Source organism: Blautia acetica (genome assembly GCF_038739805.1).
Taxonomy (GTDB): domain Bacteria; phylum Bacillota; class Clostridia; order Lachnospirales; family Lachnospiraceae; genus Blautia.
On the sequence record NZ_JBBEWO010000025.1, the window covers coordinates 1 to 16773 of the forward strand.

The 16773-nt window shown below is 41.3% G+C and carries 15 protein-coding genes; 1 reads left to right on the top strand and 14 read right to left on the bottom strand.

Annotated features, from left to right (window positions below):
* Window positions 1–138: 138 nt before the first annotated feature.
* From add to WBS51_RS13630, 10 genes are all read right to left on the bottom strand, one after another.
* The gene (add, locus tag WBS51_RS13585) at window positions 139–1089 is read right to left on the bottom strand and encodes an adenosine deaminase (protein WP_291682417.1); all 951 of its coding nucleotides are present in this window, start codon (window positions 1087–1089) and stop codon (window positions 139–141) included.
* A gap of 68 nt (window positions 1090–1157) precedes the next feature.
* Window positions 1158–1421 (bottom strand): DUF6171 family protein, encoded by a 264-nt coding sequence (locus WBS51_RS13590; protein WP_180211136.1) that lies wholly within the window; start codon window positions 1419–1421, stop codon window positions 1158–1160.
* 1 nt (window position 1422) lies between these two features.
* Window positions 1423–2922, bottom strand: coding sequence for an alpha-N-arabinofuranosidase (locus WBS51_RS13595; RefSeq protein ID WP_291682420.1), 1500 nt, complete (start codon window positions 2920–2922; stop codon window positions 1423–1425).
* A 16-nt stretch (window positions 2923–2938) separates the two neighbouring features.
* Complete coding sequence (locus tag WBS51_RS13600; RefSeq protein ID WP_173749669.1) at window positions 2939–4402, bottom strand: glycoside hydrolase family 43 protein; 1464 nt, start codon at window positions 4400–4402, stop codon at window positions 2939–2941.
* A gap of 85 nt (window positions 4403–4487) precedes the next feature.
* Window positions 4488–5408 (bottom strand): ArsR/SmtB family transcription factor, encoded by a 921-nt coding sequence (locus WBS51_RS13605; RefSeq protein ID WP_173749668.1) that lies wholly within the window; start codon window positions 5406–5408, stop codon window positions 4488–4490.
* 45 nt (window positions 5409–5453) lie between these two features.
* Entirely contained in the window at window positions 5454–6809 is a 1356-nt protein-coding gene (locus WBS51_RS13610; protein WP_226853663.1) for an arabinan endo-1,5-alpha-L-arabinosidase, read from the bottom strand.
* 11 nt (window positions 6810–6820) lie between these two features.
* Entirely contained in the window at window positions 6821–7690 is an 870-nt protein-coding gene (locus WBS51_RS13615) for a carbohydrate ABC transporter permease (protein ID WP_173749666.1), read from the bottom strand.
* Window positions 7691–7704: 14 nt separating this feature from the next.
* A complete protein-coding gene (locus WBS51_RS13620) occupies window positions 7705–8631 on the bottom strand; it encodes a carbohydrate ABC transporter permease (protein ID WP_173749665.1) in 927 nt (308 codons plus the stop codon).
* Between the two features lie 89 nt (window positions 8632–8720).
* Window positions 8721–10112: an ABC transporter substrate-binding protein gene (locus tag WBS51_RS13625; RefSeq protein ID WP_294463246.1), complete on the bottom strand. Its 1392-nt coding sequence runs from the start codon at window positions 10110–10112 to the stop codon at window positions 8721–8723.
* A 207-nt stretch (window positions 10113–10319) separates the two neighbouring features.
* Window positions 10320–11294, bottom strand: coding sequence for a glycoside hydrolase family 43 protein (locus WBS51_RS13630; protein WP_173749663.1), 975 nt, complete (start codon window positions 11292–11294; stop codon window positions 10320–10322).
* A 238-nt stretch (window positions 11295–11532) separates the two neighbouring features.
* Here WBS51_RS13630 and WBS51_RS13635 point away from each other — a divergent pair, with 238 nt between their 5' ends.
* The gene (locus tag WBS51_RS13635) at window positions 11533–12186 is read left to right on the top strand and encodes a YesL family protein (protein ID WP_294463248.1); all 654 of its coding nucleotides are present in this window, start codon (window positions 11533–11535) and stop codon (window positions 12184–12186) included.
* A 19-nt stretch (window positions 12187–12205) separates the two neighbouring features.
* Here WBS51_RS13635 and WBS51_RS13640 read toward each other — a convergent pair whose 3' ends face one another.
* From WBS51_RS13640 to rpsG, 4 genes are all read right to left on the bottom strand, one after another.
* Window positions 12206–12511: a winged helix-turn-helix transcriptional regulator gene (locus tag WBS51_RS13640; protein WP_173749661.1), complete on the bottom strand. Its 306-nt coding sequence runs from the start codon at window positions 12509–12511 to the stop codon at window positions 12206–12208.
* Window positions 12512–12688: 177 nt separating this feature from the next.
* Entirely contained in the window at window positions 12689–13882 is a 1194-nt protein-coding gene (gene tuf, locus WBS51_RS13645; RefSeq protein ID WP_173749660.1) for an elongation factor Tu, read from the bottom strand.
* Window positions 13883–14034: 152 nt separating this feature from the next.
* Window positions 14035–16155: an elongation factor G gene (gene fusA, locus WBS51_RS13650; RefSeq protein ID WP_111917898.1), complete on the bottom strand. Its 2121-nt coding sequence runs from the start codon at window positions 16153–16155 to the stop codon at window positions 14035–14037.
* Window positions 16156–16170: 15 nt separating this feature from the next.
* Entirely contained in the window at window positions 16171–16641 is a 471-nt protein-coding gene (gene rpsG / locus WBS51_RS13655) for a 30S ribosomal protein S7 (RefSeq protein ID WP_207657634.1), read from the bottom strand.
* Window positions 16642–16773: the final 132 nt, after the last annotated feature.

The window sequence follows — 16773 nt, forward strand, 5'->3', positions numbered from 1 at the left end:
AATTTTTTTGTATAACAATCGACGCGCACCCGCATAGCGGGTGGATTATTGTTTCGCCCATCTCCATTTTTCGGATCAACGAAAAACTCCAATGGGCGAAACAGACTAAAGTCCACATTAAAAAATACTGCCTTTCTCCTAACTGGAGAAGGCAGCATCTCTTGCATGTTTCATCAAAGTTTCCAAAACTTCATCTGCACATCCGTAGTATTCCTGTATCATTTGAAGTTCCCTTGTAATACTTGTATTGCTCACAGTTCGATTATCCGTGTTTATGGTAACCGGTATTCCTTTTTTCAAAAACAGAAACAATGGATACTCTTCCATACTTTGTACTGCTTTTGTCTGGAGATTGCTTACCGGACACATCTCAAAAGGGATTTTGTGCTGTACACAGTATTCCATCAGCCTGGGGTCTTTTCTAGCTGCGATTCCGTGTCCGATTCTGGACGCGCCCAGTTCCAAAGCGTCCCAAATACTCTGGGCATTTTGACATTCCCCTGCATGAATGGTAAAGGGAATACCTAGCTCTTTCGCAGTCTGGAACATGACCGCCTGCTGCCTTACCGGAAAGGCGGCCTCGTCTCCCGCCAAATCCACGGCGCAGACACCATGACCATAATATTCCTTTGCTGCCTTTACCAATTCCACATTTTTCTCCCAAGGCATGTGGCGCATACCGCAAAGAATCAAATTCCCCCTTATGCTATATGCTTCTTCCCCCTGCTTCAATCCTTTTAGAGCTCCTTCTATAATCTGGCGAAGAGACAGCCCTTCTCTCACAGAAAGCATGGGTGCAAAACGGATTTCTATATATACCACCCGTTCTGCAGCAGCAGTTTTCATGACATCTTTTACCGCCTCAGTAAAATTCTCCTCTGTCACAAGACATTCCAGAGGCAAATCAAACTTCGTCAGATACTCTGCCAGACTTTTGCAGTTAAAATCAGCCAAAAGACGCTCCTTGAGATTTTTTTCTTCCAGAGAAATCCCTGCCTGTTCTGCCATGGTACGAATACAATCCACAGACAGCGAGCCGTCCAGATGACAGTGCAAATCATATTTTTGTAATTCCTGTAAAAAGCTCATAACAGTTCCTCCTGTTTTCTGCTCACACTTTTCTTAATATATACTGTAACACGATTTGCACTTTTTTACTACCATTTCGGTTTTATGCCCGGACAATGACGTACTTTCATAGCCGCACGCATTTCAACATAACAGCCGCATATTCTGCACATCCCGGAAATCAAATTCTCACAGTTTCTGCACAACTCCAGCCTGCTCTGGTATTCCGCCTCTGACACCTTATCCTCCTTGGACAGATTATCAATATAAGCGTACATGTTTGCGAAATATTCTTTTTCCTCCATATCCCGCAGAAGGCATTTCTTACATATCCTCTGGATATTATCCGGCATTTTATCTCACCTCTAAATGTACCACACTGCATTTTGGGATTGTAAATTTCAATCCTCCCTCTGTAAGCTCTGCTTTATCAAAGGTTTCCACTGTTACAGTCTCCGGCTCTTCAAAGGTATTCTTCGCATGCATTTCTCCTGTGACGATTTCTCCCCGCACCTGTGATACTGCTTTATCCAATATGGTGGTATCAATTTCATAATCCTCTTCCAAAGACAGATTTGTAAGTGTAATATGCAGCGTACCATCTTCTGCCACAGAAACAGATTCTGTCAGATTCGGCACATTCCACTCTCCTGTGCCAATGGTTTTCGTCTCCATATGGCTGTCCAGAAGTTCTGCATCCTGGTGATGTTTATACATATTAAAAATATGATAAGTTGGTGTTTTCACCATCTTTTCACCTTCTGTCAAAAGCACTGACTGCAGAACATTGACCATCTGAGCCAGGTTTGCCATTTTCACCCTGTCGCTGTGTTTATTAAAAATATTCAGGGTAATTCCTGCCACCAGAGCGTCACGCATGGTATTCTGCTGATAAAGAAATCCTGGATTTGTGCCAGGTTCGCAGGTATACCAAGTTCCCCACTCATCTACAATCATGCCGATTTTTTTCTCTGGGTCATAAGTATCCATAATAGCCCCGTGACGCTGAATCAATTCCTCCATATACAAAGCCTTATTTAAGGTTTTGTACCATACTGTTTCGTCAAAATCTGTAGCACTTCCTTTCACATCCCATCCTTCCGGGTGCACATAATAGTGCAGAGAAAGCCCGTCCATAAAACCATGCTGGAAAGGAAGAGAATGACGAAAACAGGTATCCAGAACCTCTTTTGTCCATTCATAATCATCTACATTTGCACCACAGCAAATTTTCTCAATATGCTCTCCTGCCTTATAATCTCTGATAAAAGTCTGGTATCTGCGGTATTCATTGGCATAAAAATCCGGATTCATATTGCCGCCGCAGCCCCAGCTTTCATTTCCCACACCAAAAAAATCTACTTTCCACGGTTTCTCGTGTCCGTTCTTTGCACGAAGCTCTGCCATAGGAGAAACGCCTTCAAAAGTCATGTATTCTACCCATTCGGACATTTCCTGAACCGTACCGCTTCCCAGATTTCCATTGATATAGGTTTCGCAGCCAAGTTGCTCACACAATTCAAAAAATTCATGGGTTCCGAAACTGTTGTCCTCTACCACTCCGCCCCAGTGAGTATTAATCATCTTTTTCCTTGTTTCTTTCGGTCCTATACCGTCTTTCCAGTGATATTCATCCGCAAAGCAGCCGCCCGGCCAGCGCAGAACAGGCACTTTCATTTCCTTCAGGGCCTCCACCACATCACATCTCATGCCATTGACATTCTCAATAGGGGAGTCTTCTCCCACATAAATCCCTTCGTAGATACATCTTCCCAGATGTTCCGAAAAATGTCCGTAAATTTCTTTGTTGATTTTGCTTACTTTCTTTTTTGTGTTAATTACAAGTCTTGCCATGTGCTTTTCTCCTTTTCTACTCTTCTATTGCGTTAAGGCCACTTCCCCAGACAGACACTCCTGTTTCACTGCACAGGGCAGTAAACGTCATAACATACTTTTTGCCGTCCTCGTCCCATTGCTTTAAATAAACACCTTTATAACTTTTTCCATCAAGCTCCAGCTCTATCTTACAATCCTTTTTGAGATTCCAGGTGCCTTCTGCCGCCCCCTTTATCTTTCCATCCGTGCAAAGTTGAATTTCATCTGATTCTGCCATATCTGCCGAAATCTCTCTGCCATGATTGATAAATTTATAATTTCCTGCAAGTTCTTCCTTTGTATATTCTTTCAAAGATTCCTCTGTATATCGGTAAGGCGCAATCACCGGCCAGCCATCTTCATTGAAAAACATTTGGTGTACACGAACCTCATGTTCTTCACCCCTGTTCTCAAATCTGGTGTGATAAATAATGAAATATCGGTCTGTCTCTTCCTGATAAATACAAGAATTATGTCCTGGCGAAAGGTATCCTTCCCTTTCCTCTCCCTCTTCGCCTTCTTTCCATAAAAACTTATAGCCCCCCATTAACTTCGTGCCATACAAAGCTGCTGTTGCATCACTAAAAGATGTCCCTGCTGCCCCTTTACAATCCTCCATTTCCTGTCCCATGGAGTCCACATAGGGACCGTCTGGATTTTCAGACCTGCACACCCGGATGTTATATCCTCCGGTAGAATCCAATCCTCCAAAGGAAAGAAACATGTAATAATATCCTGTTTCTTCATTATATATAATGTACGGCGCCTCTATCCTAAGATGATTGCCGCCCAATAGTTTTTTCCCATAGCCTGTTTCCAGGGGCAGACCCGTTTCCGGATTCATTTCTTTTATGAAAATTCCGCCCGAATAAGAACCGTAAACCATCCAGAGTTTTCCCTCTGCGTCATAAAAGGTACATGGGTCTACCGTATTAGGGTCCGTGGTTGCCTGATACAAATTACCATCCTCGTCTTTTTCTTCTGCACCCATTCCGGATTTCAACATCAGCCCCTCGTTAATATATGGACCTGCTACTGTGTCAGAAACCGCTGTTCCGAGACAGGAAACCGGGGCATCTCCTTGACAGTTACAATAATACAAATGAAATTTCCCGTCTGCCAGCTTTGCCACATCCGGAGCCCAGAACGTATTGCTGTGAGACCATTCAAATGCCTCTTTCATATTCAGATACACATCCGGGATAACGGAATTATCATTCTTCACTCCCTGATTCACATATTCCCAATTCATAAAATCATCGGTTTTCGCTACTGCCAGATGAGAACCAAAAATATAATAACTTCCATCATCTCCCTGCACAACCGACGGGTCATGAACAGATACCTCTTTAAATTCTTTCTCGAAAGCTTTATCTGCCTTTAACTTTTCTTTTTGTCCACAGCCAGCCATGCCAACACACAGGGCCATTGTCAGATATAAAATTGCTTTTTTCTTCATGCTGCCTCCTTTTACTCCCGCAGATGCAAAACAAAACGACTCAACTCTGCTTATAATGCAGAATATTGAGCCGCTTCTATCTTCTTTACATTTGACTATATGCAATCCGAACCTTAATGTCCTGATTGTAATTTCCGAATCCATTGCCGAAAATTGTGATGCCGCCTACATTTTTAGCATCTTCTTCAATCTGGAACTTAAATCGGATGGTACTCTTATAATCCAGATTAAATTTTCGGATATTAATATCCGATATTTTTAATCCATCTACAAAAGTTCCTTTCTTATTAATTACAATCATTTTCAAAAGTCCATATTGATTCCAATTCGGGAACCACCAATCCGGAGTGAAAATTCCCCGGACATCGCCATAATCTCCCGGACTTGTCCAGGTTCCGATTTTCTCATCATTTAAGTAAAAAGAAATATCGGAAGGCCAGTCGCTGTTGACTCCCGGCGCCTCTGAACTAATTTCGAGAGAAAGGGTAATTTGTTCTATCTTTGTTGCACTGGGCAAAAGATTGGGTATAATATATTCAATATAACCCTTTGTAAACCAGAGAATTCTTGCTTTAATTCTGTCCGGATGAGCAAAATATCTTGGATCATCAACTTCCCCTACCAAAGCCGTGTCTGTGGCTAAACCGCAGGTCGGATAAATTTCATAATCAGAATAATGTCCAACCCTCACTTCCGTGTTATAGATATTGTTTTCATCTTCCGCCTCTTTGCCCTCTACTTCCACCAGAATCTTATCCACATCGACTCTGCACAGCTTCTGATTCCCATGTCCGCCATGTTCTGTAATGACTTTAATTATGCCCGTCTCTTCAAGTTTCTTAATATGGCTGGTCAATGCACCATTCGTAATGCCCAAGCTGGATGCAAGTTCATTCATATTCATCTCTCGGTTTTCCAGCAGCAGTTTGACAATATTAATTCTGACTTCTGACCCCAATGCCTTGAATATCTCAAGACCCTCATCTAAGCTCTTAATATGTAACATTGCTTCTTCCCACTTTCCAGATAACCTTAAAAATTTTAGACTTATCTAAACTATACTATACATGAATTTTCCCCAATATGCAAGACCGGATTTATCAATTCCCGACATAACTACCGATTTTTTTCCATTCTCAAAATCTCTGCATTCATAAACTATAGAGTTTTCAAAGTGCTTACAAAAATCCGCTATCAGAACCTTTTCTGAGCGCTGGATTTCTTTTCCATCTTCCCGGAAATATAAAATTTCCCAATATCCACCGGGAGCTTCAGAAACAGGAATTTTCCTCTCCTCTCCCTGGTACGGTTCGGGCAGAAAAACAGGCCAGTCATTTATCAGTGCCATTGTGCGTACCATCATGTAATGCACCTGATAACTGGCACGCTTTTCCTCTTCGTCATAGTCTCTGTATATTTCAGCACCATCTCTTACATGATGCACAAAAAAATATCTGTTCCGCCTTTCGTCATAAAAGGGCACGCCATGCCCCGGACCTCGAAATCCATTCCATTTCCATGAATTCCCATTTATCCCTGCATTAGGATTTCCAGCTTCAAACCTATAACTCCCTGCAATCTGAACTCCCATGCTTTCTTCTTTCAGATTCTTTCCACAAAAGTCCAGATAAGGGCCGGTCACATTTCTGCTTCTCCCTACCCGAATATCGTAATCGTCTCCCAGCCAGCCATAAGACTGAAACAGATAAAACCAACCGTTTTCAGGCATATATATAATGGAAGCACCTTCCGGTCCGTCTTTTGAAAATCCTTTTCCTCGTCTGGAAATACACTTTCCGAAACTTTTCGGATTACCATCTGCGGATAATCCCGTAGACGGATCTAGAGCTTTTATATAGATTCCTCCGAAAAAGGAGCCATAGACCAAATAACACCGGTGTTCATCCCATACCACATGTGCATCAATTGCATTTGGATAAGTATTATCCGTTCCCCAGGTATCTGCCACAACCCCTCTATTCTCAAAAGGCCCCAGAGGATGCCTGGCTACAGCCAGCCATATGCGGGATTCCGAACTGCCAAAGGCTTTCGTTGCAGAATAATACATTCGATATTCTCCTTTTACATACTCCACATAAGGCGCCCAAAAACCTTCCGTAGGCGGAAAATCCCCATTATCCCGCCCTTCCCGTATAGCCTTTTCCGAAAGTACGATTCCCTCATAAGTAAAATGTATTAAATCCCTGGAACTGCGCACCGGAATTCCTATTTTTTCTCTTAATCCCTCTTCAGGTCTGTAAATATCTGTGCTATAGGAATAATACAGTTTGGTTACAGGGTCCCACATCATAGACGGATCGTGGGACCATACCACTGGATTTTGATACACATTTGTCTCGTTCAGGCGAAGAACACCTTGTACTTCCCCTTCATTTTCTTCATACACAGAAACACACCTCATCCTTTTACACCAGTAACTGCCATGGATTCAATAATGTATCTCTGGAAGAAAAAGAACAAAAGCAGCGTTGGCAGGATTGCTAAAACAGAAGCTGCCATAATCAGCGGGTAATCGCTGTTTACTGCATAATAAGCATTAAAGGACCGGATAACCACCTGCAGAGTAAACCACTGTTCATCCTGAATAAAAATAGTCGGTGCCAGATAATCATTCCAGATTCCCATGAACCACAAAATAATCTGTGTCATTAATGCCCCCTTCATCAAAGGAAGAAAAATTTTATAATACATTTTAAAATAGCCACAGCCATCAATTTTAGCAGCCTCCACCATAGAATCCGGAACGCTGGTCAGATTCTGCCGCAAAAAGAAAATAATACTGACATTTCCAAAAAGCCCTGGAATAATCAGAGGCAAAAGACTGTTTGTCCATCCCATCTTTGTAAACATCACATACTGGGGTATCATAACGACCGCAAACGGTATCATCATAGTTGCCAGCAATCCCAGAAAAATTCCATCTTTCCCTTTAAATTTCAGCTTGCTGAAAGAAAACGCCGCCAAAGAAGAAGTAAATCCGCCAACTATCAATACTGGCATAGCTACTATCAGCGTATTTCTAAGACCTCTCATAAATTCCGGTTTCTGCAGCACCTCTGCATACTTTCCAAACTTCCACGGATTCGGAATAATACTGAAGTTCGCAGACAAAATCTGATTTTTTGTCATAAAGGAACTCAGAAGCATATAAATCAGCGGAAATACCATGGCAATAGCGCCTATCAAAAGGAGAGTAAAAACAATCCTGTCTACTATTTTTGCTTTTTTCGTTTTCACTTCAGAACTTTTTTCATCTAATTTAGCCATTTTCTTTTCCCCTCCTATTCAATGGTCTTTACCCATTTATCCTGGGCCTTAAAGTTAATTGCCGTAATGATAAAGATAAAGATTGCCAGAATAAATGCCATTGCAGAACCATATCCCATCTGGTTATTGCCAAAGGCCTTATCATAGAGATAGAATACAACGGTTGCAGCACTGTAGTTTAAGCCTCCGTTCGGAACCATAACCAGCACTTCTACAAAAACCTGGAAACCACCAATCAGACCTGTAATCAACAAATAAAAAGTAACCGGAGATACCAAAGGCATGGTAATATAGCGAAACAGCTTCAGGCCATTAGCGCCATCAATTTTAGCAGCCTCATAATAATCTCTCGGAATACTCTGCAGACCTGCCAGATACAAAATAATGGAACCACCCAGACCTTTCCATACCATAAAAATAATCATGGATACTTTTACCCAAAATTCATCTCCCAGCCAATTAGGACCATGAGCGCCTGTAACAGCTTTGATAATACTATTCAGCAGACCATAGTCATAGTTGAAAACCCACATCCACAGAATAGCTACCGCAACCAGGGAAGATACAACCGGTACATAGTATAACGTACGAAGAATCTTAATTCCCTTTATTTTTCGGTTCATTCCTACCGCAATCACCAACGCCAGTATCATGCCAACAGGAATACCTATCATATAAATCACTGTGTTCAGCAGTACCTTCCAGAACTTCTCATCTCCCAGTAATTTAATGTAATTGTCCAAGCCCACAAAGTTATCCAGCATCTGGTTCATACCGTTCCATTTTGTCAAACTCGCTACAAATGCGAACACAATCGGAAATGCCATAAAAATACAGAATCCAATAAAAGGCGGTGATACAAAGGCCAGTCCCCAGCAGTGCTCCTTAAAAGCAGCTTTGCTCATTTTTCTCTTGATTGGTTTTACTTTTGTTCTGCTCATAACTCTATCCCTCCAAACAAAGAAAAGCCTCCTGTATAACGGATATTTTCTTACAAATCCCTATACAGGAGCGCTTCTCACTTGCAGCCTTATTCTACGCTTTCCCAGGCCTCATCAAGAGATTCCTGCATTTTCGGTGCTACCTGCTCTATGTATTCATCCACCGTCATAGAGCCATTTTTTACATTATCCAAACCTTCCAGGAAGATATCATTCCATTCTGCATTTGGTGTATAAGTTGTTTCCTGAAATCTTCCCTCATATTTGTCTGTTCCGTTCAGATAATTAAAAAATACATTTACATTAGACGGGAACTGAAGTGTTCCGCTGTTAATTGCATCTACAAATTCTCCATCTGCAAGGCTTTTAATATTGGGAAGCTGAATAGATTCTCCGCCTGTAATACCGGAAAGTTCTTTCTGTCCATCTTCATCTGTACACAGATAAGAAATCAGTTCTGCTGCTTCCTCTTTATTTTTGCTGTTTTCAGATACACAGAACCCAACGGTTCCAAGCCAGGTCATAGTTTTTCCTGTTGACAAAGTCGGGAACGCACACAAATCCCAGTTGAACGGGAAAGTTTCTTTATCCATAAAAGCGGCCACATCCCATGTTCCACATGCATAGAAAGCTTCCTGTCCTGCCAGCCATCTCTGATATACACCAAGAGAAGCGTCCTGCTCTACGGTAGGTGTTACTTTATACTTTAATGTCAAGTCTACATATTTCTGTAAAGCCTCTTTAAACTCCGGAGTATCAATATTTACTGTTTTATAATCGTCAGATAAATAGGAAGCTCCGTTTGACCATACATACTGTTGAAGCATAAAGGCATTGGCCATACCACAGCCCCACTGGTCGATTTCCCCATCTCCGTCTGTATCTTTTGTAAGTTTCTGGCATACATCTACAAACTCTTCATAGGTATATGGATTTTCAGGATCCGGATATGGAATACCTGCTTCATCAAAAATGTCTTTGTTGTAAGCATAGGCAAATACAGAGGCATCTTTCGGAAGTGCATACAAATCACCGGAACCGGTCTTTTCTCCATCGTATCTATAGCTGTTTAATGCCTCCTGCGCCACAAGTCCGTCTGTACTGATTCCTTTCTCATCCAAAATTGGCTGCAAATCTGCAATATAACCATTTTCCACATATTGTTCTACGGCCTCAGGTCCCACATAGAATACGTCCGGCAAATCCCCCGCTGTCATCATTCCTGTTAATGTCTTACTATATTCTTCCTGTGTAGTAATCTGAATATCCACTTTTCCAATCGTATCTTTGTGGTCTTCCTCAAACTTCTTAATCATATCCTTGTACACTTTTGACTCATGGTCATTGGCAAAGATAAAAACAGATAAATTCTTTTTTCCATCTGCCGTTTCAGAAGAATCGGAATTTCCACATCCGGTTAAAGCAGTTGATGCCAACGTGGTTACTGCAAGTCCTGCAGCCAGAATTTTTTTTGCCTTCATAATCTTTTCCTCCCTAGGTAATATTTTCCAATACCTTATTTACTAATTGCTGAAATAATACCACTATTTTTTAGTTTTTTCAATAGTTTTTTATATTTAACTAAACATCTACCACACTTTCTCTTTATTTCACAATTCCGCACCCATTATTTTATGCAATTTAAACTATAATTCTATAATATTTTAGATTTTACAAAAGTATATGTTTTATGACATCGTATCGTAAGAAAATACAGGAAAGCCTTTTTCATCATAGTTTACTTTCATAATCATGGCATGACGATTTGGGTCATACAAAGAATCTCCCTGTATTTCATCATACTGTCTCGCATGATAAATACACAAATCCGTCACTCCATCTTCCGCCTTTACAAAGGAATTGTGACCCGGTCCATAAATTCCTTTCTCTGTGTCTGTTTGCAAAACCGGTCTTTTCAGTTTTGTCCATACATGAGGGTCAAGCAAATCCGCATCCTCATGAGCATACAACAGCCCCATACAGTAGCAGGCTCCCGTAGCGCTGGCCGAAAACGTCATATAAATTCTGTCTCCATGTTTTAACACGGCCGGCCCTTCATTCACCCAGAAGCCTTCTCTTTCCCAGGCATAGTCGGGCGTCGTCAAAAGCACTTGAACCGTCGCAAGTTTATTCGGGGCCGCCAGTTTCGCAATATACAAATTGGAAATCTGCTTGCCAACTCCGGTCTTTTCCGCCCATACCCAATAATATTCCCCCTTATGCTGAAAAACTGTTGCATCCAGAGAAAAGGCATGAAAGGAAAACTCATCCCCATCGGCAGCCTGCATCATCCCCAGCTCCTCCCATTCATCTTCTAATGGATTCTGCCCTTTGCAGTGCAGTACATACGGGCGAATTTCCCAGATATCTGCCGCGTCCCCGGCTGCATAATAAATATACCAGCCACCATAGATGTAATGAATTTCCGGCGCCCATATATGAATACTCTGAGGTCCTTTTTCGTGTTTTCTCCAAAGAACGTGTTCTTCGGCCTCCTTCAGCCCCTCAATGGTATCTGACCTGCGCAGTATGATTTTGTTATATTCCGGAACAGACGCAGTGAAATAATACATCCCATCTGTGTGTTTATACACATAAGGGTCTGCTCTCTGTTCAATAAATGGTTGATTGTAACTTGTCTTTTTAAAATTATTTTTGTTCATATTCATTCTCCCTCATACACAGGTTTTATTTTCATACGCTTCAGTCTACACTACTTTTTTACTTCCCGCAATATTTAATTTAGTTTTTATTAAAATATTACAGTTTCAACTAAAGTTTTTTGTCTAAAATTACACTTTCTATCCAAGAAAAAAAACGTTATAATAATTTAAATGAAATTGACAAAACCCGTGTATTCGTACATGAAGAATCTGACAAAACTTTGAAGGAGATGTTTATATGAATTTGTTTTCCTATGACAGCGCATTTTCCCGTTTTCTCTATTTCGTGGCAGATGTGGTAACTTTGCATATACTTTGGATTCTTTACAGCCTGCCCTTGATAACCATAGGCGCTTCCACTACTGCGCTTTATTACAGTTGTATGAAACGTATCCGAACAGGAGAAGGTTATGTATCACAGAATTTCCGCAAGGCTTTCCGACAAAATTTTCGCCAATCTACCATTCTCTGGCTGGGACTGGCTGCTGTAAGTCTTTTATTTTTTCTGGACATCCGAATCAGTATGGCACTGCAAAACACCATGGGCCGGATAATGTTAATCAGCTGCTCTGTGTTTCTGATTCCTTTTATTCTGCTGGCTCTGTATATTTTTCCGGTACAGGCAAAATTTGAAAACAAAATCTTTAATAATATCAAAAACGCTTTGCTTATGTCTATCCGCCATTTTTTCTGCTCTTTGCTTTTACTTATGATTTATGCCACTATTGTGCTGCTTGGCTTCTCTTTTCCGCCATTTATGGGGTTATTCCTATGCTGCGGAATTGGACTTACAGCATATTTAACCTCAAATATTTTCATTTATATCTTCAGAAAATATGTACCCGAGGAATTAGAACAGGATTTGGAAGCTTCCGGAAAAACCTTCTATTAACACACAGAAATGGGGCATGTCATGATATGCATGACTGCCCCATTTTCTTCGCTATACAGCAAAATTTTCGCTGTACTCTATAGTTTTTTGTTTTTAAAAATTCAATATAATCTTGTCCCCAGTTTTGCAATGTTTCTATTACCGAATGAAATTTCTTTCCTATTTTCGTTAAAGAATATTCTACTTTGGGTGGAATTGACTCATATTGCTTTCCCTCTACCAGTCCATTCTCTACCAATGTTTTTAATTGAACAGACAATGTTGCATATGGACATTGCCCAAAGCGTTCTTCCATTGTCGGATCTATTTCAAATAATTGCTTCATTTCAATACCTCTTATACATCAAATTCTTCCCCATCTCCCATCCATTTTTATCATACAAACATCTCACCTTTTTCCCCCAACAGAAAAACCCCGGAAACCTTACGGTTCCGGGGCATCTTACGCTTGGACACAATGTATCTTCCGATACTCTATATTTTAGTTGGTTCTAATCAATAATTACTCGATTACTGTAGCAACACGACCTGAACCTACAGTTCTACCACCCTCGCGGATAGCGAATGTAAGACCCTGGCTCATAGCGATTGGGTGAATCAGTTCGATTGTCATTTCTACGTTATCACCAGGCATGCACATTTCTGTACCTTCTGGTAACATACAAACACCTGTTACGTCTGTTGTTCTGAAGTAGAACTGTGGACGATAGTTGTTGAAGAATGGTGTATGACGGCCACCTTCGTCTTTTGTCAGAACGTAAACCTGAGCTGTGAATTTTGTATGGCATGTGATTGTTCCTGGTTTAGCAAGAACCTGTCCTCTTTCGATTTCGTTTCTCTGAACACCACGAAGAAGAGCACCGATGTTATCACCAGCCTGAGCTTCGTCTAACAGTTTACGGAACATTTCGATACCTGTTACAACTACTTTACGTGTTTCTTCTTTCAGACCAACGATTTCAACTTCTTCAGATACGTGAAGAACACCAGCTTCTACTCTACCAGTAGCAACTGTACCACGACCTGTGATAGAGAATACGTCCTCTACAGGCATGATGAAGTCTTTATCTGTGTCACGCTGTGGGTCTGGAATCCAGCTGTCAACAGCATCCATTAATTCCATGATTTTGTCTCCCCATTCTCCGCTTGGGTCTTCAAGAGCTTTTAAAGCAGAACCCTGGATGATTGGAGTGTCATCGCCTGGGAATTCGTACTCGTTTAAGAGTTCACGGATTTCCATATCTACTAATTCAAGTAATTCTTCATCGTCAACCATATCACATTTGTTCATGAATACAACGATGTAAGGAACACCTACCTGACGGGAAAGAAGGATGTGCTCTTTTGTCTGAGCCATAACACCGTCTGTAGCAGCTACTACTAAGATAGCACCGTCCATCTGAGCAGCACCAGTAATCATGTTCTTAACGTAGTCAGCATGTCCTGGGCAGTCAACGTGTGCGTAGTGACGTTTTTCTGTTTCATATTCAACGTGAGCTGTAGAGATTGTGATACCACGTTCTCTTTCTTCCGGAGCTTTATCGATATTTTCGAAATCTGTAGCTGTGTTACCAGCAACTCTTGCTGCAAGAGTTTTTGTGATAGCAGCTGTTAAAGTTGTTTTACCATGGTCAACGTGTCCAATGGTACCAATGTTACAATGCGGTTTGCTTCTTTCAAATTTAGCTTTAGCCATTTTGAATGTCCTCCTTGTTTAACATGCGCCCCGTTTGGGCAAATAGTTTTTTTGATTTTGTTGCCTCATAACGAGGCGGTTGATATAGTCAACCTGCTATCCTTGATTATATTGCAAATCAAGGATATTTGCAAGTTTATTTTAACTATTTCTTATTTGTCAGCTTTTCCTGACAGAACCTTTTCCTGTACAGATTTTGGAACTGGTTCATATTTTTCAAAGAACATGGAATAGTTACCACGGCCCTGTGTTCTGGAACGTAAGTCTGTTGCGTATCCGAACATTTCAGCCAGGGGAACGAATCCGCGAATCATCTTACCACCGCCGATATCGTCCATACCTTCGATACGTCCACGACGGGAGTTGATATCACCGATAATATCACCCATGTAATCTTCCGGAGTTGTAACTTCAACTCTCATGATTGGCTCAAGAAGTACTGGTGACGCTTTTGCCATAGCATCTTTAAATGCAAGAGAACCTGCAATGTGGAATGCCATTTCAGAAGAGTCGACTTCATGGTAAGAACCATCATATACGTTAGCATGAACGCCTACTACCGGGAATCCACCCAGAATACCAGCTTTCATAGCTTCTTCGATACCTTCGCCAACTGCAGGGATGTATTCCTTCGGAATAGCACCACCAACAACTGTGGATTCGAACTTGAACAGTTCTTCACCGTTGGCATCCATAGGCTCGAATTTAACTTTACAGTGACCGTACTGTCCACGACCACCGGACTGTTTTGCATATTTGCTGTCAACATCTACAGCTTTTGTAAATGTTTCTTTGTAAGCAACTTGAGGAGCACCTACGTTTGCTTCTACTTTGAATTCACGAAGCAGACGGTCTACGATGATTTCCAGGTGAAGCTCACCCATACCAGCGATGATTGTCTGTCCTGTTTCTTTATTTGTATGAGCACGGAATGTTGGGTCTTCTTCAGCAAGTTTTGCTAAAGACTCACCTAATTTACCCTGACCAGCTTTTGTCTTAGGCTCGATAGCAAGCTCGATAACTGGTTCTGGGAATTCCATAGACTCCAGAATTACCGGATGCTGTTCGTCACAGATTGTATCACCTGTTGTTGTAAATTTCAAACCAACAGCTGCTGCGATATCACCGGCATATACTTTATCTAATTCCTGACGTTTGTTAGCGTGCATCTGAAGGATACGTCCAACACGTTCTTTCTTTCCTTTTGTAGAGTTCAGAACATAAGAACCGGAGTTGATTGTTCCTGAATATACACGGAAGAATGCAAGCTTACCAACAAATGGGTCAACCATGATTTTGAATGCAAGAGCTGCAAATGGTTCATCATCTGAGGAATGTTTTTCCATTGGGTTTCCATCTAAGTCTGTACCCTGAATAGCAGGTACGTCTACCGGTGATGGCATGTACTCAATGATAGCATCGAGAAGCTTCTGAACACCTTTGTTTCTGTAAGCTGTACCACAGCAAACAGGAACAGCAGCACATTCGCATGTACCTTTTCTCAGTGCAGCTTTTAATGCTTCTGTAGAAGGTTCTTCGCCTTCCAGATATTCCATCATTAAGTCATCGTCTAATTCGCAGATTTTCTCTACCAGTTCTGTACGGTACAGTTCTGCGTCTTCTTTCATGTCTTCCGGAATATCTACGATAGAAATATCATCACCTTTTTCATCATTGTAGATGTAGGCTTTCATTTCAAATAAGTCGATGATTCCTTTGAATTCATCTTCTTTACCGATTGGTAACTGAATGCAGATAGCATTTTTACCTAATCTTGTTTTAATCTGTTCTACTGCGTTGTAGAAGTCTGCACCAAGGATGTCCATCTTGTTGATGAAAGCCATACGAGGTACATTGTAAGTGTCAGCCTGACGCCATACGTTTTCAGACTGTGGTTCAACACCGCCCTTAGCACAGAATACACCTACCGCACCATCAAGTACACGCAGAGAACGCTCAACTTCTACTGTAAAGTCAACGTGTCCCGGTGTATCAATGATGTTGATACGATGCTCTAATGCACCTGGTTTCGGTTTGCAGTTTTCCTGCAGAGTCCAGTGGCATGTAGTAGCGGCTGAAGTAATTGTGATACCTCTTTCCTGTTCCTGCTCCATCCAGTCCATGGTAGCAGTACCTTCATGAGTATCACCGATTTTATAGTTTACACCGGTATAGTACAGAATACGCTCTGTTGTGGTAGTTTTACCAGCATCAATATGCGCCATAATACCGATGTTTCTGGTTCTCTCTAATGGATATTCTCTTCCAGCCAATTGGATTTCCTCCTCTTAGAAACGATAGTGAGCAAATGCTTTATTTGCCTCAGCCATCTTATGCATGTCTTCTTTCTTCTTAACAGATGCACCTGTGTTGTTCATTGCATCTAATAATTCATTAGCCAGTCTTTCTTCCATTGTTTTTTCTCCTCTTTTACGGGAGTACAATGTAATCCAGCGAAGAGCTAATGCCTGACGTCTGTCTGCTCTTACTTCGATAGGTACCTGGTAGGTAGCTCCACCGATACGTCTTGCTTTAACCTCTAATACAGGCATGATGTTGTTCATTGCTTCTTCAAATACTTCGATTGCTGGTTTTCCAGCTTTTTCTTCCACTCTGGCGAATGCACCGTAAACAATTTTCTGAGCTACACCTTTCTTACCGTCCAGCATAATGCTGTTAATAAGTTTAGTAACTACCTTGCTATTGTACATTGGGTCAGCCAGAACGTCTCTTTTCTGAGTATGTCCTTTACGTGGCACGTTACTTCCCTCCTTAATCATTTCCGATTAAATCATAGGTACTCACACAAACTATTCTGTATGTTCGCACTCGGTAACTTCTCTATATAAACCCGCAGCCACTCCTGGGCTTATGGAATCCCGGTACAATTT

Coding starts and splice junctions, on each gene's coding strand:
- add (WP_291682417.1), bottom strand. CDS start 1,089: ATGAGCTTTTTACAGGAATTACAAAAATATGATTTGCACTGTCATCTG.
- WBS51_RS13590 (WP_180211136.1), bottom strand. CDS start 1,421: ATGCCGGATAATATCCAGAGGATATGTAAGAAATGCCTTCTGCGGGAT.
- WBS51_RS13595 (WP_291682420.1), bottom strand. CDS start 2,922: ATGGCAAGACTTGTAATTAACACAAAAAAGAAAGTAAGCAAAATCAAC.
- WBS51_RS13600 (WP_173749669.1), bottom strand. CDS start 4,402: ATGAAGAAAAAAGCAATTTTATATCTGACAATGGCCCTGTGTGTTGGC.
- WBS51_RS13605 (WP_173749668.1), bottom strand. CDS start 5,408: ATGTTACATATTAAGAGCTTAGATGAGGGTCTTGAGATATTCAAGGCA.
- WBS51_RS13615 (WP_173749666.1), bottom strand. CDS start 7,690: ATGGCTAAATTAGATGAAAAAAGTTCTGAAGTGAAAACGAAAAAAGCA.
- WBS51_RS13620 (WP_173749665.1), bottom strand. CDS start 8,631: ATGAGCAGAACAAAAGTAAAACCAATCAAGAGAAAAATGAGCAAAGCT.
- WBS51_RS13625 (WP_294463246.1), bottom strand. CDS start 10,112: ATGAAGGCAAAAAAAATTCTGGCTGCAGGACTTGCAGTAACCACGTTG.
- WBS51_RS13630 (WP_173749663.1), bottom strand. CDS start 11,294: ATGAACAAAAATAATTTTAAAAAGACAAGTTACAATCAACCATTTATT.
- WBS51_RS13635 (WP_294463248.1), top strand. CDS start 11,533: ATGAATTTGTTTTCCTATGACAGCGCATTTTCCCGTTTTCTCTATTTC.
- WBS51_RS13640 (WP_173749661.1), bottom strand. CDS start 12,511: ATGAAGCAATTATTTGAAATAGATCCGACAATGGAAGAACGCTTTGGG.
- tuf (WP_173749660.1), bottom strand. CDS start 13,882: ATGGCTAAAGCTAAATTTGAAAGAAGCAAACCGCATTGTAACATTGGT.